The 20345-nt window shown below is 58.7% G+C and carries 17 protein-coding genes; 9 read left to right on the plus strand and 8 right to left on the minus strand.

Annotated features, from left to right (window positions below):
• Nucleotides 1-101: 101 nt before the first annotated feature.
• A complete protein-coding gene (gndA, locus tag HMPREF2967_RS02810; protein WP_070684912.1) occupies nt 102-1559 on the minus strand; it encodes an NADP-dependent phosphogluconate dehydrogenase in 1458 nt (485 codons plus the stop codon).
• Between the two features lie 43 nt (nt 1560-1602).
• On the opposite strand from gndA, the gene HMPREF2967_RS02815 reads away from it, so the two are divergent.
• Nucleotides 1603-2049, plus strand: a complete 447-nt coding sequence (locus tag HMPREF2967_RS02815; RefSeq protein ID WP_070520420.1) for a PaaI family thioesterase — start codon at nt 1603-1605, stop codon at nt 2047-2049.
• A 4-nt stretch (nt 2050-2053) separates the two neighbouring features.
• On the opposite strand, the gene corA is transcribed toward HMPREF2967_RS02815, so the two are convergent.
• Nucleotides 2054-3127, minus strand: coding sequence for a magnesium/cobalt transporter CorA (gene corA / locus HMPREF2967_RS02820; protein ID WP_070532752.1), 1074 nt, complete (start codon nt 3125-3127; stop codon nt 2054-2056).
• An 83-nt stretch (nt 3128-3210) separates the two neighbouring features.
• Between corA and HMPREF2967_RS02825 the strand changes: the two genes are divergently transcribed.
• Nucleotides 3211-3813: a class I SAM-dependent methyltransferase gene (locus tag HMPREF2967_RS02825; protein WP_070684914.1), complete on the plus strand. Its 603-nt coding sequence runs from the start codon at nt 3211-3213 to the stop codon at nt 3811-3813.
• Here HMPREF2967_RS02825 and thiD read toward each other — a convergent pair.
• Together thiD and HMPREF2967_RS02835 are read right to left on the minus strand one after the other, a co-directional pair.
• Nucleotides 3810-4646: a bifunctional hydroxymethylpyrimidine kinase/phosphomethylpyrimidine kinase gene (gene thiD, locus HMPREF2967_RS02830; RefSeq protein ID WP_070684916.1), complete on the minus strand. Its 837-nt coding sequence runs from the start codon at nt 4644-4646 to the stop codon at nt 3810-3812. The genes HMPREF2967_RS02825 and thiD overlap by 4 nt on opposite strands.
• Before the next feature lie 99 nt (nt 4647-4745).
• Nucleotides 4746-6089, minus strand: a complete 1344-nt coding sequence (locus tag HMPREF2967_RS02835; protein WP_070564637.1) for an NAD(P)/FAD-dependent oxidoreductase — start codon at nt 6087-6089, stop codon at nt 4746-4748.
• A 186-nt stretch (nt 6090-6275) separates the two neighbouring features.
• On the opposite strand from HMPREF2967_RS02835, the gene HMPREF2967_RS02840 reads away from it, so the two are divergent.
• The 6 genes from HMPREF2967_RS02840 (at nt 6276) to HMPREF2967_RS02865 (ending at nt 13074) form a co-directional block, all read left to right on the plus strand.
• Nucleotides 6276-7568, plus strand: coding sequence for a class I SAM-dependent methyltransferase (locus HMPREF2967_RS02840; RefSeq protein WP_070564634.1), 1293 nt, complete (start codon nt 6276-6278; stop codon nt 7566-7568).
• A gap of 60 nt (nt 7569-7628) precedes the next feature.
• On the plus strand, nt 7629-8348 hold the full coding sequence (locus tag HMPREF2967_RS02845; protein ID WP_070564633.1) for a glycerophosphodiester phosphodiesterase: 720 nt from the start codon (nt 7629-7631) through the stop codon (nt 8346-8348).
• Nucleotides 8349-8586: 238 nt separating this feature from the next.
• Entirely contained in the window at nt 8587-9561 is a 975-nt protein-coding gene (locus tag HMPREF2967_RS02850) for a carbohydrate ABC transporter permease (protein ID WP_070684917.1), read from the plus strand.
• Nucleotides 9562-10533, plus strand: a complete 972-nt coding sequence (locus HMPREF2967_RS02855) for a carbohydrate ABC transporter permease (RefSeq protein ID WP_070564630.1) — start codon at nt 9562-9564, stop codon at nt 10531-10533.
• A 73-nt stretch (nt 10534-10606) separates the two neighbouring features.
• Nucleotides 10607-11917: an ABC transporter substrate-binding protein gene (locus HMPREF2967_RS02860; protein ID WP_070684920.1), complete on the plus strand. Its 1311-nt coding sequence runs from the start codon at nt 10607-10609 to the stop codon at nt 11915-11917.
• Between the two features lie 26 nt (nt 11918-11943).
• Entirely contained in the window at nt 11944-13074 is a 1131-nt protein-coding gene (locus HMPREF2967_RS02865) for an ABC transporter ATP-binding protein (RefSeq protein WP_070564625.1), read from the plus strand.
• A 68-nt stretch (nt 13075-13142) separates the two neighbouring features.
• Here HMPREF2967_RS02865 and HMPREF2967_RS02870 read toward each other — a convergent pair whose 3' ends face one another.
• The gene (locus tag HMPREF2967_RS02870) at nt 13143-16064 is read right to left on the minus strand and encodes an FAD-binding and (Fe-S)-binding domain-containing protein (protein ID WP_070684922.1); all 2922 of its coding nucleotides are present in this window, start codon (nt 16062-16064) and stop codon (nt 13143-13145) included.
• A 109-nt stretch (nt 16065-16173) separates the two neighbouring features.
• Here HMPREF2967_RS02870 and HMPREF2967_RS02875 point away from each other — a divergent pair, with 109 nt between their 5' ends.
• Nucleotides 16174-17151, plus strand: coding sequence for a bile acid:sodium symporter family protein (locus HMPREF2967_RS02875; protein WP_070564620.1), 978 nt, complete (start codon nt 16174-16176; stop codon nt 17149-17151).
• Between the two features lie 338 nt (nt 17152-17489).
• On the opposite strand, the gene HMPREF2967_RS02880 is transcribed toward HMPREF2967_RS02875, so the two are convergent.
• The 3 genes from HMPREF2967_RS02880 to HMPREF2967_RS02885 form a co-directional block, all read right to left on the minus strand.
• Nucleotides 17490-18860 (minus strand): MFS transporter, encoded by a 1371-nt coding sequence (locus tag HMPREF2967_RS02880; RefSeq protein ID WP_070564617.1) that lies wholly within the window; start codon nt 18858-18860, stop codon nt 17490-17492.
• Nucleotides 18861-19464: 604 nt separating this feature from the next.
• Nucleotides 19465-19629 carry a hypothetical protein gene (locus tag HMPREF2967_RS13205; RefSeq protein ID WP_168164030.1) on the minus strand — a complete coding sequence of 55 codons (165 nt, stop codon included), beginning with the start codon at nt 19627-19629 and terminating at the stop codon, nt 19465-19467.
• Between the two features lie 15 nt (nt 19630-19644).
• Nucleotides 19645-20343: a YceI family protein gene (locus HMPREF2967_RS02885; RefSeq protein ID WP_070564614.1), complete on the minus strand. Its 699-nt coding sequence runs from the start codon at nt 20341-20343 to the stop codon at nt 19645-19647.
• Nucleotides 20344-20345: the final 2 nt, after the last annotated feature.

The raw sequence follows: 20345 nt of genomic DNA on the forward strand, positions 1-20345 counted from the left end.
AGACTAAAACAGCACCGTGGGCCCCGCAACCGGAAGAAGAAAAATTCTGGTCGCGGGTAGCGGAGGGATAAGAAAAGCCCCTCAGGGGAGGGGCTTAGCAGCTACATCTCGGTAAGCGAGCGGTCACCTGACCATTCGATATGGAACGTGCCCTCGCGGTCCACACGCTTGAAGGTGTGGGCGCCGAAGAAATCGCGCTGGCCCTGAATCAGAGCAGCTGGGAGGCGCTCGGCGCGCAAGCTGTCGTAGTAGGACAGGGAAGAGGCAAACACCGGAACCGGCAGGCCCAGCTGCGTTGCAGCAACCACGACGCGACGCCAGGGGTCGATGAGGTTCTCCAGCTCGCCCTTGAAGTACGGGTCCAGAATCAAGGCAGGCAGGTCGGCATTGTTGTCGTAGGCCTCACGGATGCGATCGAGGAACTTCGCGCGAATGATGCATCCACCGCGCCAGATGGTGGCCAAATCGCGTGGGTCCACGTTCCAGCCGAACTCCTCGGAGCCAGCCTTGATCTCATCGAAGCCCTGGGAGTAGGCAATGAGCTTCGCGGCATACAGTGCACGGCGAACGTCTTCGACGAACTCAGCCTTGTCCACATTGAGCTCGGCAATGGTTCCGGAAGGCAGCTGGCCTTCCTGGGCAGCTGCACGTTGAGCAGTGGCAGAAGAGAGCGCACGCGCGAAAACGGATTCCGCAATGCCGGTGATCGGCACGCCCAGCTCGAGACCATTAATGGCGGTCCAGCGGCCGGTGCCCTTCTGACCGGCGGCGTCCACGATGACGTCGACAAGCGGGGCACCTGTCTCCGGATCTTTCTGTGCTAGTACTTCGGCGGTGATCTCAATGAGGTAGGAGTCTAGGTCTCCGGCGTTCCATTCGCGGAAGACTTCGGCGATTTCAGCCGGTTCCATGCCCGCACCATAACGAAGCAACTGGTAAGCCTCACCGATAACCTGCATGTCGGCGTATTCGATGCCGTTATGCACCATCTTGACGAAGTGGCCAGCGCCATCGGGGCCGATGTGGGTCACGCACGGAGTACCGTCGACATTAGCGGCGATGGACTCGAGGATTGGTCCCAAGGTCTCCCAAGACTCAGCTGGGCCACCAGGCATGATGGACGGGCCATTGAGCGCGCCTTCCTCACCACCGGAAATGCCTGCGCCGACGAAGTGACGCCCCTTAGCGGCCACCTCCTTCTCGCGGCGAATGGTGTCCGTGAACAGTGCATTGCCGCCATCGATGATGATGTCACCCTCATCCATGGCCTCGGTGAGTTGCTCGATGACGGCGTCAGTAGCCGCGCCGGCCTTAACCATGATGATCGCCTTACGCGGGCGCTCGAGGGAGGCAACGAAGTCCTCGACGGTCTCGGAGGCAATGAACGCTCCTTCATCGCCGTGCTCGCTGATGAGCGCGCGAGTCTTTTCCGGGCTGCGGTTGTACACCGCGACCGTGTTGCCGTTGCGAGCAAAGTTTCGCGCAAGGTTGGAGCCCATCACAGCAAGCCCCACAACGCCAATCTGAGCGAGATCTGTCTTTTCAGCACTTTGAGTCATGTTCACCATCCTACGTCACCGAATTCCACTAACCTGTTGTGGCATGAACCACTCTGAAATCTTTGAAAAGCTCTTGGCCGTTTCCCAGTCGCGTCCGCTCAACGCGGAAGAACTCGAATTGATCAACTCCAACCCGCAGGGGCTCGCAGGGCTTATTGGCCTGCGCTACACGCACATTTCTGCAGACGAGGTTCGATCTGAGGTGGAAGTCGTCCCAGATCACCACCAGCCTTGGGGCGTTGCAAATGGGGGTCTGTACTGCACAATTACGGAATCGACTGCATCCGTCGGCAGCCTAATCCTCGCAGGCAAGCCCGTTGTCGGTGTCAACAACAACACGGATTTCCTCAAGCCGGTGGCTTCGGGCACGGTGACCGCCGTTGCTACACCGCTGTACAAGGGGCGCCGCACGCAGCTGTGGGAGGTTAAGATCAGCCAGGGGGATGTGCTCCTCGCCGCGTCCACGCTGCGCACGATGGTGGTGCAGTAGCCTCTTACAACCAGTTGTTGCGGCGGAACCACCACCACATTCCGGCCACAACTAACACCATGAGGCCGATTGCGCCGTAATAGCCCCAAGGAAAATGTAGCTCCGGCATGACATCGAAGTTCATGCCGTAGATACCCGCGACGAGCGTTGGTGCGGCCCACATGCCAACCACCGCGGAAATCGTGCGCATGTCAGAGTTTTGCTGCATGCTGATCTTGGCCACGGAGGCGTCGATAAGCGAGGTCAAGCGCTCATCGAACCCCGACACGTGGTCTTGGACCACCAGCTGGTGATCGTTGACGTCCCTGATGTAGGAGCGAATCGCCTTCGGAATGAGGTCCTTGTGGTCAGAGACCATCGAGCGCAAAGCAGGCGAAAGCGGCACGATGGCGTGCTTCATCTCCAGAATCTCGCGCTTGAACATATAGATGCGATCGATGTTCGGCAGCGAATTCGGAGTGAAGATTTCTTCCTCGAGCTCGTCGACCTCGATGGCGATGAGGCGGCAGATCTCCGAATAGCGGTCCACCATCATGTCTAGGATCTTCCACGCTAGGGACACGGGGCCCTGTTCGACGAGGTCCTGCTCATCCTCGATCACGTAGGCCAAGTTGGGTAGCTTAGCCGAGTGACGCACCGTGATGATGAATGTGTCACCGATGATCATTTGCATCTCACCAGTGGAAATAATCTGGCGCTTATCGGCTACCTCGTCGTGATCCCGGTAGTTCACCGACCGCGCCACCACGAACAGCTGGTCATCGTAGCGTTCCAGCTTCGGGCGCTGGTGTGCTTGGACGACGTCCTCGACGATGAGCTCGTGGATACGAAACTCAGCCGCCACCTTCGTCATCTGTGATTCGAGCGGCTCGTAGAGGCCTACCCACACGAAGCCGCGGCCGTACTCTTCTACGGTTTGCAGCGCGCTGTGCGGCGAAAACTCGCCGGGAAGAGCCTCGCCATCGACGAACACGCGGCAGTGTTCAATGGCACGTTCGACGGGAACGGAAAAACTCGGAGCACTGTCGTCAGAAGTATTTTTCTTGCGTGGCTTGAATGGTGACGGTACAGATGGCATCGTGTCTCAGCCTCCTTCGTTTCGTATAGGCGTTTTGTAATGGCGGCTAAAGCTTACACCTGTAAGGGCATATAATCGTTGTCATGCCTACCTGGAAAGAAGTTACTGTAGCGAATCCCGCCCATTCCCATAACTTTGCGCGGAAGTGGAAGACACTTCGGGCCCAGGGCAAGGACATCGATGGGGAAGCCCGGCTTATCGACGCCATGAGTGAACGCCACTCCCGCGTCCTCGACGCCGGCTGCGGTTCCGGGCGCCTCGGCGGTGAATTGGCAAAGCGCGGCCACACGGTGTTGGGCGTGGACGTCGATCCCATCCTGATCGAGCATGCGGTCAATGATTATCCGGAGGCCCGTTGGGAAGTGGGGGACCTTTCGGAAGAGGAAATCCCGGAGGGCAACTTTGACATCGCTGTGGCTGCGGGCAACGTGATGACCTTCATTGCCATCGAAGGACGTGAGGCCGCACTGTGCAACATCTTTAACGCTTTGCGCCCGGGTGGTCGGTTCGTCGTTGGTTTTGGTGAAGGTCGTGGTTGGGGCTTCGATGAATTCCTCGACCTCGCCCGCGCGGTGGGCTACCGAGTCGACTTCATCTTCGCATCCTGGGACATGAAGGTCTTCAAGGAGAACTCCACCTTCATGGTGGCCGTGCTTACCCGCCCCGGCGCCGACCTATTGGGTTAGCGCTGCGCTCCTGCGGCGAGGCGCCGCAGTCGGTGACCATGGTCAACGGGGCCGCGCCCGCGACCGACGTGAAGTGCATCAGCATTCTCTATCGCTTCGTGGAGCCATTCGGTGGCCCATACCAATGCCTCGTCGAGTGTTTCCCCCGCTCCTAAACGTGCTGCGAGCGCGGAGGAGAGCGAGCAGCCGGTGCCGTGGGTGTTCTTCGTGTTAATCCGCGGGCAGGGCACGCGGGTTACCGCGCCGGACGGGCTTACTGTTGCATTATCGGCTTGGGCGCCGTCGAGGTGTCCGCCCTTGACCACGACCCAGGTCCCGTTGTCGTGAGCCCACTGAGTGGCGATATCGATTGCTTCCTCGAGGGTGCGCGGCTGTGCGACGTCCGCGAGGACAGCGAGCTCCGGCAAGTTCGGCGTGACCACGGTGGAGTGGCGGGCGAGCTCGCGCACAGCGCGCTCTGCCTCCCGTTCGAGTAGACGGTCGCCGCTGGAGGCGACCATGACCGGATCGCAGACTATGGGAACCCCCTCGGGCAGGGTAGAGACGAACTCGCTCACCGTTTCGGTGATGGACACCGAGCCGAGCATGCCGATCTTGAGGGCGTCGATAGTCACGTCCTCCTTCACACTTGCCAGTTGCTCGCGCAGGAATTCCACCGGTGGAGTGTGGATGGCGCGCACCCCTTGCGTGTTTTGCGCGACGAGGGCCGTCACTACTGCCATGCCATAGGCGCCGGCCGCCTCAAAGGACTTAAGGTCAGCGTGAATTCCTGCCCCTCCCGTGGGATCGGTGCCAGCAATGCTGAGGACGCGAGGAAGGGCAGGACGGTTCACGGTTTTCTCCTTTACGCTAGGGACTTCTTCCGTTCTACCGTATGTGGCCAAAGAAAAAGGAGAGAGGATGACTCCTCTCTCCCTTAAAGAGCGTAGAACCTAGTGAAGGTCGCGGTCAATGACGTTGCGAGCGACGCGCTGCTGCTGGGTGATTTCCAGGTTGCCGCGGTCGCGCGAGAAGGCGTTGAGGATCCAGTGCAGCGCCACGAGGGTACGGCTGCGGAAGCCAACGATGTAGAAGATGTGCAGGCCGAGCCAGGAGATCCACGCCGGGAAGCCTGCGAACTCGGTCTTGCCCAGCTTGACGACGGCGTTGAAGCGGGAAATAACGGCCATGGAGCCCTTGTCAAAGTACTCGAACGGCTCGGCTTCGTTCGCGGTGGACTCTTCATCGATCTTGGCTTCGATGAGCTTGCCCACGTGGTTGCCGCCCTGGATGGCCACCTGGGCCACGCCCGGAAGGCGGTTGAGGGAAATCATGTCGCCGACGATGTAGACGTTCTTGTACTCGCCAACCGTGAGATCCTCGTTGACGGAGACGCGGCCGGCACGGTCGGATTCCACGCCAGCCTGGTCAGCGATGACCTTGCCCAACGGGGAAGCAGCGACACCTGCGGACCAGATCTTGGTCGCGGCCTCGATGGTGACCTCTTCCTCGGTCTTCATGTTCTTGTAGGTGACGGCGTCAGCGGTGACGTCGGTAACCATGGCGTTGAGGCGCACGTCAACACCCAGCTTCTCCAGCGTGCGTTGAGCCTTGCGGCCGAGGCGCTTGCCAAACGGCGGAAGGACCTGCGGAGCGCCGTCCAAGAGGTAAATCTTGGCGGAGGAGGAACCGAAGTTGGAGTATTCGCCAGCAAAGGTGCGCTGTGCCAGCTCGGCAATCTGGCCGGTCAGCTCAACGCCGGTCGGGCCAGCGCCCACGATGACGAAGGTCAGCAGCTTCTCGCGCTTTGTAGGATCCTCTTCCAGCTCCGCCTTCTCAAAAGCGGAGATAATGCGGGAGCGGATCTCTAGGGCATCATCCAGCGTCTTCATGCCCGGGGCATACTCGGCGAAGTGGTCGTTGCCGAAGTAAGACTGGCCAGCGCCGGCTGCCACAATGAGGGAGTCGTAGCCGTAGGTACGAACAGCGCCATCGAGTTCCGCGGTGACAGTCTGATCCTTGATATTGACGTCGGTGACCTCACCGTTGACAAAGTTAACGTTGTCCTGGTGACGCAAGATCTGACGGGTAGACGGGGCGATCTCGCCGGCGGAAATGACGCCGGTGGCTACCTGGTAGAGCATCGGCTGGAAGAGGTGGTGGTTCTTCTTGTCGATGAGGGTGATCTCAACATCCGCGTCCTTGAGCTTCTTGACGGCGTTGATACCGCCGAAGCCGGCACCGATAACAACGACGTGGTGGCGGCCGTTACTAGGACGGTGGGGAGTTTGCGCCATGGTGTTTGATTACCTTCCTTAAGAAAGCCAGATTATTTTACCCGAGTCAGTCTAAACCTTTCTAGCGGTACATGCATACTTTATGGGTTATTAACTGGCTTTTTGGGCCGCGCCTCCACCCGTGCGGGCCCCGTTGGCTTTAGTCTGGGAGGACACATGCGTGCGATGAGGAAGGCTGACTTGAGCGTGTATCCCCACTTGGCTTCGATCGATGCTGCGGTGTGGCCCGGTGTGGCTACTGTCCCTTCACCGCGCCTACTGCGTATGAAAGCTGGCCGGGCTGAGGCGGAGTTCGCGCAGGCCTGTTCCAAGGCTGGGGTAGAGCTGGAAGGCGAAGACCCAGATGTCACCGTGCTTCACGACGCCCTTTTCTCCCGCACCGCCGATTCGGGCTGGCTGGGCCTGGCCGAGTCTTATATGGCAGGCGAGTGGACAACTCCCGATTCTGAGCGCCTTGTCAAAGTCCTCACGCGGCTGGTGGAGGTGGGTTATCGGCCGAAGGCCAAGGAGCTTGCCGTGGAGACATCGAGCCCTGGTGAACTACCACTTGACGTTGTGAAACTGTACGCAGGTGACTCGCTGAGCCATTCGGGCGGCATTTTTGCAAGTGGCGTACCCACTACGGTGCGCGAGGCGGTGCGTAGCTATAGCGCGCGTGCGGGCAGAAAAGAACCCAAAGAACACTTCGTCGATGTAACCACGGTGACCGAGCCGGCATCAACGGACCGTGAAGACTTGGGCGACGCACAGCGTCGCGCTGCGCAGTGGCTTCTCGACGCCACCCGCACCGGCGCCGGAACCCACCTCTTAGTCTACCCAGCCACTGGGCTGCAAGTAGCGGTTCAGGCGGTGTCCCGGCGCGCCACGGTGGACGTGCTTACGGGCGACACGGAGCAGAAGGCGCTTTTCGACGAGCAACTGCTTCTCGAAGGCGCCGCTGATTCGGTTCACGTGCAGGGCATAGAGACGGCCTTGCCCAACCCAAAGAAGTGGCGCGGGCGGTATGACGCGATAGTGAGCGTCGAAAAGTTGGAGACGCTTTCGCCGCCGGAACGCCGCCGATATGTCGAGATGCTGGACCGCTCGCTGGTCAGTGGCGGGCGTCTGGTTTTAGCTTCGCTTTTTGCCACGGATACGATGACTCCGGCGGCTCGTTCGGCGATTCAGGTTCTGCGTGCCTATATCTGGCCTGGCTTGGAATACCCGTCGTTGGAAGAAACCCATAGGCTCTTCGATAAGCGCTCCAACCTGCGAATCATCGCGCAAACCCACACCGGAAGCCACTACCTCGAAACGCTTCGCTACCAGCGCAGCTTTTTCGATGGCCGCCACCGCGAAGCCGGGGCAGCCGGGTTCGATCAGGTCTTTCGACGCCTGTGGACCTTCCAATTTGCCCTGCGCGAGGCGTTGCTCAGCCTGGGCATGCTGGATGCCGTGCACGTGGTGGCGACCCACCGCCACCGCGGCGGCCGGCGTTAGCGGTCTACACTGGGGTGGCGCCAACGTCACAATCCACTTTGCCGACCGGAGGATAAGAGTATGTCAGAGCGCCCAGGAATTATCGCGCACCGAGGTTATAACGGTTGGTACCCCGAAAACACATTTCGGTCCTTCGATGAAGCCCTCAAGCTCGACGTGGCTGGTGTGGAGTGCGACGTCAACCTAACCAAAGACGGAGAAGTCGTAGTTATCCACGATCAGACGGTGGACAGGACGTCGGATGGCGCCGGCGCTGTTGGCGACATGACCCTAGAGGAGCTGCGCACACTCAATTTCGGTACCCACGGGGATCCGCAACGCATCATGCTTCTCGACGAACTCGTGGAGCTCGTCATGTCATACCCTGGAAAGCAGCTGCTCATAGAGACGAAGCATCCGTCTCCTTTTGGTGCACGCCTTGAGGAATCGGTAGCGGAAGTCCTGCGCGGCCGACAGCTCGATGCCGACCCACGGTTCAGCCTGATCTCCTTCAACCCCGAAGCAATTGCTCGGTTTCGACACTTATTACCGTCCTTGCGGTCATTCCTTCTCCTTGGACCTGATGAGGGAGTCCCGGAAATGCTCGAGGGTGCGACAGGATTTGGGCCTTCCATTTACCAAGCGCGGAGGGACGCCGGCTTCTTTGCCGATGTTGATGCCCCGTCCTACGTGTGGACGGTGAACCTACCGAAGGACATGGAGTGGTGCTGCGAAAACGGAGTATCGCTCATGGCAACCGACCTGCCAGAGCTGGCAATCGACGTGCTTTCGCGCAGTTAGCCAGCGTTAGGCTACATCCTCATCTGATCCGTCATGGACCGAAATGGTCTATCTAAAGAGACGGCGGAGTTTTCTCATTAACGCGACGTGATGTGAGGTCTTCCATCGTGATGCTTGTGATGTTCCCCACGCGCAGCATGGGTTTTCGAGTGCTCGGCTCCGGAAATTTTCCTGCTGTTTATCAAGTCAATACTTTCAATAAACTTTTTGTTTACTGCCTTGGTCTAGTTTCTTCTGCATGGCAATTTCCACCCCGGCAAGCGGGCTAACGGCTGCGATCCCTGCAGTCACTGAGAAGCCGGTCGTCTCCGAGGACTTCGCGCGTCATCCACGCAAACGGAAGCTCGATTGGAAACAGATCGGTCTTGCGGCATTGCTCGTTGGCCCGAACCTTCTCCTTCTCGTTCTTTTCACTTATCGGCCGTTGGTCGATAACATTCGCATCTCTTTCTTTAACTGGAATATTTCATCGCCGACGATGACCTTTGTCGGTCTTCAGAACTACATCGACTGGTTCCAAGCACCGGATACCGGACGCGTGGTGTTCAACACTGTCGTTTTTACTTTCTTCGCGGTGGCCGGTTCGATGGTTTTGGGACTGGCTCTGGCATTGCTGCTGGACCAAAAGCTTTTTGGTCGCGCTGCGGTGCGTTCGATGGTCTTCGCTCCCTACGTCATCGCAGGTGCGGCGATTGGCGTGGCCTTCCAGTTTGTCTTCGATCCCAACTACGGCCTCATCCAATACTTCTTGGGGATCATCGGGGTCGATGCGCCGAACTTTTACCAACAACAGAACTGGGCGCTGTTCATGATTACGGTGACCTACATTTGGAAAAACGTAGGCTACGTCTTCGTTATCTATCTGGCTGCTTTGCAAGGACGGCGCCGTGATCTTGACGAAGCATCGGAGATTGACGGCACCCCGGCCGCGCGACACTTCTTCCGTGTGGTCCTGCCGCAGCTTCGCGGCACCACCTTCTTCTTGTTGATTACCGTGCTGCTCAATTCCTTCCAGGTCTTCGACATCATCAATGCGATGACCGGTGGTGGACCGTTCGGCTATGGAACTTCCACGATGGTCTTCCAGGTGTACCAGGAAACCTTCATCAACAACCGTGCCGGCTATGGCGCAGCAGTAGCTACCATCATGTTCCTCGTAGTGCTTGTCATTACGGTGCTGCAGATTAAGTTGCAGGAAAGGATGGATAAGTAAATGTCCGAAAGCCACGCAATTCCGGCTTCCGTCCAAGTGGGGCTACCGCAAGCAAAGGGCGAGCTGCCACCGGTTCCTGGCTCACAGTCCCTCGCAGCTCCAGTCATCACCGAGGCCCAGCGCAAGCGCAAAGGCGAGCCAGTTGATCACAGTCATCCAGCAACGAAGGTTATAGGCTATATCGCCTTGGTACTGACGGTACTCATGATTATGGTGCCCTTGTACTTCATCTTCATCACCAGCTTCAAGTCTTTCCAGGACGTGTACTCGGACCCGATTTCTTTCTGGCCTAATCCGCTCGAGGCGGAAAACTACTCCTACGTCTGGCAGACCTCTGGCTTCTCGAGCTACCTGAAAAACTCCGTCATCATCACTCTGATCCTGACGGTGGTAGAGGTAGTCCTCGGCGTTCTGACTGCCTATGCCTTCGCATTCATTCGTTTCCCCGGCCGAAACCTACTGTTCCTGCTTATCATCGCCTCGCTGATGGTTCCCAACCAGATCACCATTATTTCGAACTACTCGCTGGTCGCGTCGTGGGGTTGGAGAGATACCTACGCTGGCGTCATCATCCCACTGGCGGGCGTGGCGTTCGGTGCCTTCCTCATGCGCAATCACTTCCAGTCATTGCCCCCGGAAATACTCGAGGCCGCTCGCATGGACGGAGCAGGTTTCTTTACCACCTTGTTCCGAGTGGTCCTGCCGATGTCATGGCCAACGCTGTCCGCGTTCGTCCTCATCACCGTGGTCAATGAATGGAACCAATACCTGTGGCCCTTCCTGATTACGGATACACCGGCTGCAGCCACACTGCCGGTGGGCCTGACCCGCTTGCAGGACGCGGAAGGCGTTACAAACTGGGCACCAGTGATGGCCGGCACCGTGCTGACAACCCTGCCCATGATCATTATCTTCCTCATTCTTCAGAAGCCGATGATCAAGGGCCTGACTGCGGGCGCAGTCAAGGGTTAGTCTGACCGCCTGCTTTCTCTATGCCCAACTCAATCAAGTCCCCAACTCTTCACCTCCAAAGGAGAACCTCCCCATGTCTCGTAAGACCACTACTCGCATCGTCGCTGCCTGCGCGGCACTACTGACCACCGTGTCCTTGACCGCTTGTGCAGGCGGATCGACCACCGCAAGCAACGGCTCGAATGATGACGGCGATGCCAACACCATCACTTTCTGGTCCAATCACCCGGGATCCTCGCGCGACTTAGAGCAAGAGCTCATTGATGAGTTTGAGAAGGAAAACCCGGATCTCAAGGTTGAGCTGGTCACCGCGGGATCCAACTATGAGGAAGTTGCGCAGCGCTTCAATGCTGCCCTCGCAGGCGGCGATCTGCCTGACGTCCTCGTTGCCTCCGACGTCACCTGGTTCAACTTCGCACTGAATGAGGCCACCACGCCGCTCGATGACCTCTGGGAGATGAACGACATTGACTCGGAGAGCTACGTCGATACCCTGCGTGAAGACTACAAGTACAAGGACAAGCACTACGGCGTGCCGTACTCCCGATCCACGAACCTGATGTACTGGAACACCGATGACCTCAAGGCAGCGGGGCTTCCTACCGACCGTGGTCCGAAGGACTGGGAAGAGTTCGACGAGTGGGCCACCAAGATCAAGGACAAGCTCGACAAGCCCGCCGTAACCGTTCCGGATGGCTCCAACTACCTCGACTGGTACTTCCAGGGCATGATTTGGGCCTTCGGTGGTTCTTACTCTGATGAATGGGAACCGAACTTCACGTCAAAGGAATCCATCGAGGCAGGTAAGTTCCTGCAGGAGCAAGTCAAGGCTGGGCATATCGAAATCTCCACTGACCCGACCGTCGCATTCGGCTCCGGCAAGGCCTCCGGTCTGTTGGAGTCCACCGGTTCCTTGGGTGGCCTGAAGGAGACGGCAACGATTCCGTTCATCACCACCTACCTGCCGGGCCCTGGTCCTTCGGCAGCGACTGGCGGTGCCGGACTGGCCGTGCCGGCTGGCATTTCTGACGAGCGCAAGGCTAACGCGGTTAAGTTCATTGACTTCCTGACTAATACCGAGAACACCATCAAGTTCTCCCAGAAGACGGGCTACATGCCGGTGCGCAAGGACGCCTTGGACGATCCGGAAGAGAAGAAGTTCTTGGAGGAGAACCCGAACGCGCAGACCGCTATCGAGCAGCTCAACGAGAACACCAAGCCGCAGGACTATGCTCGCGTCTTCGTACCAGGCGGCGGCCAGCGTATCGGTGGCGTTCTTGATCGCATCACCGTAGGTAATGAGGACGTGGAGACCGCATTCGGTGACCTGCAGAAGGAGACCCAGAGCGTTATCGACCGCGACATCACCCCGAAGCTCAAGTAACGCTTCGGATACTTTGAAAGGACACCATGGCTACAGTTGAATTCCGTCAAGCTTCCAGGATTTATGATCCGAAGAAGCCTCCGGCGGTTAGCCGCATAAACCTAGATATCAAGGACGGCGAGTTCCTCGTACTCGTCGGGCCTTCGGGCTGCGGCAAATCTACGACATTGCGCATGCTCGCTGGCCTTGAGCCAATCGACGAAGGGCAGATCTTCATCGACGGGGCTGACGTTACTGAAGCCCGCTCGCGGGATCGCGATGTAGCCATGGTGTTCCAATCCTATGCGCTGTACCCCAACATGACAGCGCGCCAGAACATGGCCTTTGCCTTGCAGAACGCCAAGGTGGATAAGGCAACCATCGAAAAGCGCGTGAATAATGCCGCGAAGATGTTGGAACTGGAAGACCTCATTGATCGCAAGCCTTCCGCGATGTCGGGCGGCCAGCGCCAGCGCGTGGCTATGGGACGCGCTATAGTTCGCCAGCCTAAGGTCTTTCTCATGGATGAGCCGTTGTCCAACTTGGATGCGAAGCTGCGCGTATCGACGCGTGCGCAAATCTTGCAGCTGCAGCGCGAGCTTAATACCACCACGGTCTACGTCACCCACGACCAGACTGAGGCCATGACCATGGGGGACCGCGTGTGCGTTCTCAAACAAGGCATCATTCAGCAGGTCGACGCGCCGAACACGTTGTATGAGAATCCGGGTAACTCGTTCGTGGCGACGTTTATCGGTTCGCCGGCTATGACTCTCATCGACAACGTCCCCTTCGTCGACGGTCGCGTTGTCGGCGGCAAGGACCATGCTTTGGACTACTACATGCCGCCGGAGCAGGCCGCGAAGGTGGCATCGGATCGCGTCATCGTCGGCGTGCGCCCAGAGAACTGGGAAATCGTTGGCGTGAACCAACCCGGTGAGCAATATGGTCTACCAGTTCGGGTCGACATTGTGGAGCACCTTGGCTCCGAGTTGTACGTCTACGGCGGCCGGGAGGAATCGGCGGACGACGTCATCGCAGTCCGCGGTGACCGGATCACTGTGAAGGTGCCGCGCGGCATTGCCGTGCACCAGGGAGACACGATCTACCTCCGCCCGATTAAGGGAGGTTGCGTGTTCTTCGCCCCAGACACCGAAATCAATTACGACTATCTCTAAGCTGCTTCCACCACGACTGACGTGCCGGTGGCGGGGCTCCCACGAGGGGTGCCGCCACCGGCATGGTGCTATGGAGTGACGACCGGACGGGAAGCCCTCTCCAACAGCACTGCAATCGAGTCATAGGTCTTGCCCGCAATCATTTCTAGACCCATCTCGCAGGTGCGGTTATCGGAGACGTACGCGTCGAAGTGCTCGGCGTCGAGAGAAGCGCGCTCCTCGCGGGTAGCGGACTCAACAAGCTCCGGGTGAAGCATGACGCGGTCGCCGGCGGAGCCACAGCACTGTGCCCCCTCAGGGATCTTGGCGTCACCGCAGAGGTTGGCCAAGTCAAGGAGGTCCTGGCTAATCCCCATGTGATCTGTCGAGCACGTCGGGTGGACGGCGATGCTGCCCATGCTCTTCACGATTGGCAGGTGTGGTGCAATTTCATCACGCAACCACTCCACGACATCGAGGATCTTTAAGTCCTCCCAGAGCTCACGGTCGGCGGGGGAGAGCGCCTCCGGAACCGAGTCGAGCAGCCCGTGGGTGCAGCTTGCCGCGTCAACCACGATGGGCAGGCGGCCGTGCTCCGACCAGTGCCAAAGATCGCGAACTATCTTTTGAGCCTGATATTCAAAGCCCTCTTTGTAGCCCTTGGATGACCACGGGGTGCCGCAGCAATCGCCCGCGACGTCTTCTGGGATCCACACTGGCTGGCCAGCGCGGCGACCAAGCTCGACAATGGCGCGCGGCAGGTCCACCGAATCCTTAGCGGCCCCTGCTGGGCGGCCGAAGATACGGTTAATGCACGCGGGGAAGTAAAGTGCACCAGCACCCTCGCGCGGAGTTTCCGGCAGACGCGATGCAGCCTTCGGAAGTGGGCCCGGGACGGTCGGCAGCAAGTCGGGGGCCACTACGTTACGCGCCATGTTGGCCCCCAGTTCCAGAGGCTTGTGAGGAACTTTGTTGGCGGAGACGATGCCAGCGCGGGCAAGCTTCTCTACCAGCTCCCAGCGCTGCGCCGTCGTGAGCGCCACTTTCTCGCGGGCAGGGGTTGCCTGCTGAGAACGTAGCTGCTTCATGACCGCTCCGGTATCGATGCTGATCGGGCAGGGGATAGAGCACGTGCCGTCGGCCGCGCACATGTCGACGGCGTCGTACTGATACTCCTTCTGCAGCTGCGCCAGGACTTCTGAGCCTTCTTCCTGCCGAGCCATCTCGCGGCGCAAGACGATGCGCTGGCGTGGGGTCACCGTGGCGTGGCGGGAGGGGCAGACAGGCTCACAGAAGCCACACTCCACGCAGGGATTGATCTCACTTTCGGCCTTGGGGAAGGACTTGAAGTTGCGCAGGTGAATGGTCTGGTCGCGCGTGAGTTTTACGTTCGGTGCGAGGATGCCCTTGGGATCGATCATGTTCTTGACTTCCCAGAAGAGCTCGAAGGCCTCCGTGCCCCACTCGTGCTCCAGGAAGGGCGCCATGTTGACGCCAGTGCCGTGCTCGGCCTTCATCGAGCCCTGGTATTTATCAATGACCAGCTCAGCCAAATCATCCAAGAACGCGGCATAAGACTCACGCTCCTCCTCAACGTCGAAGCGCGGGGTGAAGAAGAAATGCAGGTTGCCAAAGGCAGCGTGCCCCATAACCGATTCCGGGTAGCCATACTTGGCCTGCAAGTCCAACAGGTCCGCTGCAGCTTCGCCGACCTGCGACGGTGGGAAGCAGACATCCTCGGTGATATAGGCCGTGCCATTCGGGCGATCCGCACCCAGCAGCCCGTACAGGCCATTGCGTAGCTCCCAGGCGCCGCGCATTCCTTCTGCGGTGGTGAGGAATTCGAGGGGGCGCAGTAGTGGGGCGTCGGCAAGCACTGCGCGCAGGCGTTCCATGGCCTTGTCCAGGTCTGCCTCGTCGCTGCCGCCGACCTCCACGAGGAGTGCTGCGGCATCGTCATCGAGGTTGCGCCAGGACTCCGGGGCGTGCGCATAGTGCTCGGCGGAGCGGCGCATCACCGGGGCCACTAGGAGCTCGCAGGCCTCCGCGCCGGTCTCCATGATGGGGTGCACGTAGTTGGCGGCATCGCGGAGATTGGGCAGCTCGACCCATGTCGTGGCCTTCACGCGCGGTAGCTTCACCGTGCGGATGACGGATTCGGTGATGGCACCGAAGATGCCCTCGGAGCCAATGAGGAGGCGCTTGAGGATGTGCACGGGCTCGTCCTCGTCGAGGAAAGCATCGATGCGCAGGCCGTTGGTGTTGCGAATGGAGAACTTGGTGCGCAGGAACTCCACCATCTCGGTGTTGGCGCGTAGCTTGTCGCGGAAGGCTAGCAGATCGGCGTGGAGCTTTGGCTCCTGCCTGCGGAAGACCTCATCGCCCCGCGAGGTATCCATGATGGTGCCGGAGGGCAGGACGAAGATGAGCTCTTCAATGCTGTGGTAGCTGTCGCGCTCCAAAGAACAGCGCATGCCGCCGGAGTTATCCGCCAACACGCCGCCGATGGTGCATACGGACGTGGAACCCGGGTCCGGCCCCAGCATGAAGCCATGGCGGGAAAGCACGGCCTGGGCATCGCCCAAAATGACGCCGGGGCGCGACCACAGCTTGCGGCCTTCCTCGCGTACTTCCATGCCGCCGAAGTGGGTTTTGACATCGACGAGGATGTCGTCGCCCATAGCTTGTCCGTTGAGCGAGGTTCCTGCCGCGCGGAAGGTCATGTGACGATCGTGGCTATCGCAATATTTCATCAAGGCAGACAGGTCCGCTGCGTTGCGCGGAGAGACCACGATGTTGGGGATGGAGCGGTAGGGGCCGGCATCGGAGGAGAAGCGCACGAGGTCACTGAGGCGTCCATGCACGTTTTCTGCGCCGACGATGGCTTTCATATCCGCGAGGAGTTCGGCGGGGGAGCCCTTCTTGAAGCGTGCGGGGACGGCGTCGGCCTGGCTTGTGGTGCCGGCTGGACGTGAGAAACGAGAGGAATCGGGGCTTAGTAGCTTGGACATGTTTCTAATCTATCGCTTGATAGTAAATCTCGACCAAACCGGGTACGTGAGGTTCATCATATGGGATACTCAATTCATCTAGTGAGACACCTTCTGGAAAGGAGACACCGTGACGAACCCACACGCAGAAGGGGAGACCGGCGAGAAACTCGCCGTGTATATCTTCCCAATCGTCATCATTGCCTGCGCTTTTGTCGCTTTCATGAGCCCCAACACCTTTGAACCGATAGGGCAGTACACCTCGCAATTGCTCATGGTCATCATGTTCTCGATGGGCCTGACCTTGACCATTCCGGACCTGGCCCTCGTGGCGAAGCGGCCGTTGCCTATCTTCTTGGGTGTTATCTGCCAATTTGCCATCATGCCGACCAGCGCCGTACTCGTGGCAAAACTGCTGGGGCTTTCCGACGCCGCCACCGTCGGCCTCATCCTCCTCGGCTCTGTGCCCGGCGGTACCGCATCCAACGTCATGGCTTACCTAGCCAAGGGTGATGTGGCACTGTCGGTGGCGATGACCTCGGTATCGACTCTCGTCTCACCGATAATGACGCCTTTGCTCATGCTGTGGCTGGCGGGGGAGACCGCTGAGGTCGACGGCGCCGGCATGATGTGGTCGCTGGTTCAGACAGTGCTCATTCCTGTAGGGCTCGGGCTTCTCTTGCGCGTTATTGCCAGCAAGGCAGTGGACAAGGTCCTGCCGGCGTTGCCATGGGTAGCTATTGCCGGCATCGGCGGTGTGGTTATGGCTGTGGTTTCAAAATCACAGGACAAGCTCGTCACTGTTGGCCTGGTCGTCTTCGCAGGTGTGGCCATTCAGAACCTCATCGGCTTCCTTTTTGGCTATTACTCGGCGAAGCTTGCCCGTCAACGCGAGGCGGCGGCGCGTACTACGGCAATCGAGGTGGCAACGCAGAACTCCGGATTGGCTTCGGCCTTGGCGCTGCAGTTCTTTACCCCGGAGGCGGCGCTGCCGGGTGTCGTGGCCGCGGTGTGGGCCAATGTCACCGGAGCGATCTTCGCCGCCATCGTGCGCCGCAAGCCCATTGTCAACGAACCCCAGACCAAGCGGGCGACCGTTGCTGCATAGTTAGCAGGCGTCTCTCTCACAAAGCAGCATCTCATGGGCGGCTAGCAAATACTGTGCTAGCCGCCCTTTCCATTTGTCCAGACCTGAAAGTGCAGGAACGCTGGTCGTCGCCAAGCACTGCCCGGATGCTTGGCGACGGCCACCTGCAGGTATGCACTTTCTAGTCTGCGCTTTTGGAAGCAGAGGCAGAGTGCTCCCACGATTGGATCCCCCAATCGGTGTCTTTCGGGACGGCGCTGCCGGGGCCAAGCCGCCGACGGAACCGAAACCAAAATCTCCCCGACCTTTGGTGCGTAACACCAGAAGAAGTCGGGGAGAAGTATGTGTGTTAAGACCGGCTAAACCTGCGAGAGGTCATGGTCCTTCAGCTCCTGCATCATGATGATTGCGATGAGGGAGATGAAACAGACGATGATGAGATAGTATCCAACAAAATTCACGTTATAGGAGCTGACCAGCCACGTTGCGATGAAAGGCGCTACTGCAGCACCGAGGATGGATGAGACGTTGTACGCGATGCCGGAACCGGTGTAGCGCACGTTGGTGGGGAAGAGCTCTGGGAGGACAGCGGACATAGGGCCGAAGATGAGTCCCATGATGAACATGCCGACGACGAGGAATCCGAGGACCGAGTTTCGGTCAGCGTTGTCGATGCCGAGGAAGAAGGGGAAGCTAAAGCCGAAGGCAATCATGATGAGTGAGGTTACGGTCAAGATTGGCTTGCGCCCGTACTTGTCCGAAAGCATCGAGGATACGGGAATGCCGATCATGAACATGAAGATCGAGATCAATTGGATCTCCAAGAACTCCAGGTAAGGGATTCCCAGGCCCAGTTCCTTGGTCTTATCACCAATGCCGTAGGAGAGAATCCAGGTGGTGACCAGGTAGAACAACGTGTAGCAAGAGACCATGACGAAGGTGCCGATGATCATTGGCTTCCAGGCGATGCGGAATGCTTCCACCATAGGGGTCTTGACCTTCTTGCCTTCGTCAACGGCCTGCTGGAAAACGGGAGTTTCTTCCAGGCGCAGGCGGACATAGAGGCCGATGAGAACCATGACCGCAGACGCGAGGAAGGGCAGGCGCCAGCCCCATTCCATGAAGGTGCCGGTGGTGTCACCGCGTGAGTAATCCATGGTGGCAACCAAGGTCAGGAAAAAGCCGTTAGCTAAGAAGAAGCCGAAAGGTGCGCCAAATTGTGGCCACATGGCAGCAGAAGCGCGCTTGCCTTCCTCAGCGGTTTCGGAGGCCAACAGTGCTGCGCCGGACCATTCGCCCCCCAAGCCTAAGCCTTGGCAGAAACGCATCAGGGCCAGCAAGGCCGGGGCAATGATACCTGCGGTCTGGTACGTGGGCAGGATACCGATGATGAAGGTGGCGATGCCCATTGTCAGGAGCGCACCGACGAGCGTGGCTTTGCGGCCGACGCGATCGCCGAAGTGCCCGAAGAGCAACGAGCCCAGCGGACGTGCGATGAAGGCCAGGCCGAAGGTGGCGAAGGACTGGAGCAGGGCGACGGTGGGATCCTCGGTCTTCGGGAAGAAGAGAAAAGGAAAGACGGCTACGGCTGCCGTGGCATAGATATAAAAGTCGTAGAACTCGATGGTCGTGCCAATGGTCGAAGCCACGGCAATACGAACACGATCACGTTTGGTGAGTCGCTGTGTTGCGCCCGCTGACTTCGGCAGCGTGGTGTTGACGGCGGTCATGTGAGAGGCGCCCTCCTTGAAAATTTCAATAGCTTGATTGGTTATGGAGGAAACACTACCGTCTCACCGGGTGAAATGAAAGTCTCATTGAGTGAAAAATTCAAAGCGAGCGACTAGCGGTTGAAAGCTGGGGAGTGGAAGCGTCGTTAAAATGACATAATGTACATTATCGGACAATCACTTATGCACTGGGTGGAGGGGGATCTTTCCTTCAGGGCCGCCCGGTTCCGAGTTTGTTCCTTGACTGTACTGTCTCGACTTTCTCGTGGACGCTCATGGTTTCACCCTGGTCGCAGCGCGTGCTGTTGGCGGCTGGCTGGCGATTGGTTTCTGGGCTGCGTGTCGTATCGGCGTTGCCGATTCTGTGTTGGGAAATCCTTCGGGGCTGCAAGGTTCCTTTGCTTGCTACCTTCCGGATGTCCCTTTTTGCGCGCCACTCCTTGTTTTGTGGATAAGGTCTCGTGCGCGGGGTTGCTATAGTTGGCGGCCGCTTACCTTCATCTGTGCCTCCCTGTTGGCTGCTTAGCGGGCGGCCCAAATTGCCATTAAATAGTCACAGTTACGTAATTGGGGTATGTTTCTGTGCATGCGTCAAGCATCATTTTTAGCGCTGACGGTAGGCGATCACCAGCTGCACGATGGTAAGAGCTACGAGTACCGCCGAGAAGGCAGCGAGGAGCTTCATCTCCTGCAACCAAATAAAGATGCCGAATCCTGCAAGCACGATGAGCCGTATCCACAGGACTGGAATGAGGCGTTGGGAATTCATGATGAACAGTGAATCTTACTTCTCAAAGGTGACGCGGACGTTGATCTCGCCAGTTTCGGAGATCCGCGCGGCGATCATTTCAGGAGTCTCAATACCGAAATCGAGGCGGTTAATCGGGATGTCGCCACCCAAGATGATGGTGTCGCCATCGCGGACCACCTGAAAATCCTGGCTCACGCTCTTGGTCTGGCCGTGGATGGTGAGATCACCTGTGAGTGGGACGGTGACTACTGAGCCGTCGTCAGGCACGGCGGAGACGTCTGCGGGCTCAGTCAATGTGAAGGTAGACTCTGGATACTTTGTGACCTCAAAGAGCTTTGTTTTCATGTTCTGGTCGCGCACCTTCTTGTCCGTGGTCAGGCTCGCCATGTCCACGGCGATGTGCGCCTTCTCAACGGTGCCGTCCTTGATGATGGCCTGGCCGGTGACATGCTTGGTTGAGCCCGATGTCGTGCGCTTATCGGCTGGGAGGATCTCATCGATAGTAAAACCTGCCGAGGTGTGGTTATATGCCGTACCTTGCGCCACGTGCCATTCGCCATCGACGTTGGTAGTAGCGGCCTGGACCTTATCCGCATTGATGGGCTCGGTTTTGACACCGCGGCCCATGATCAAAGAAAACACTAGTGGTCCTAGGGCCAGCGCTGTCGAGGCCACAATCAGGATCACGAAGATACTAACGATCAGTTTGCGGTTGCCTAATAAGGATTTCATGT

Origin of the sequence: Corynebacterium sp. HMSC059E07, from assembly GCF_001814395.1 — a bacterium.
GTDB classification, from domain to species: Bacteria; Actinomycetota; Actinomycetes; order Mycobacteriales; family Mycobacteriaceae; genus Corynebacterium; species Corynebacterium hesseae.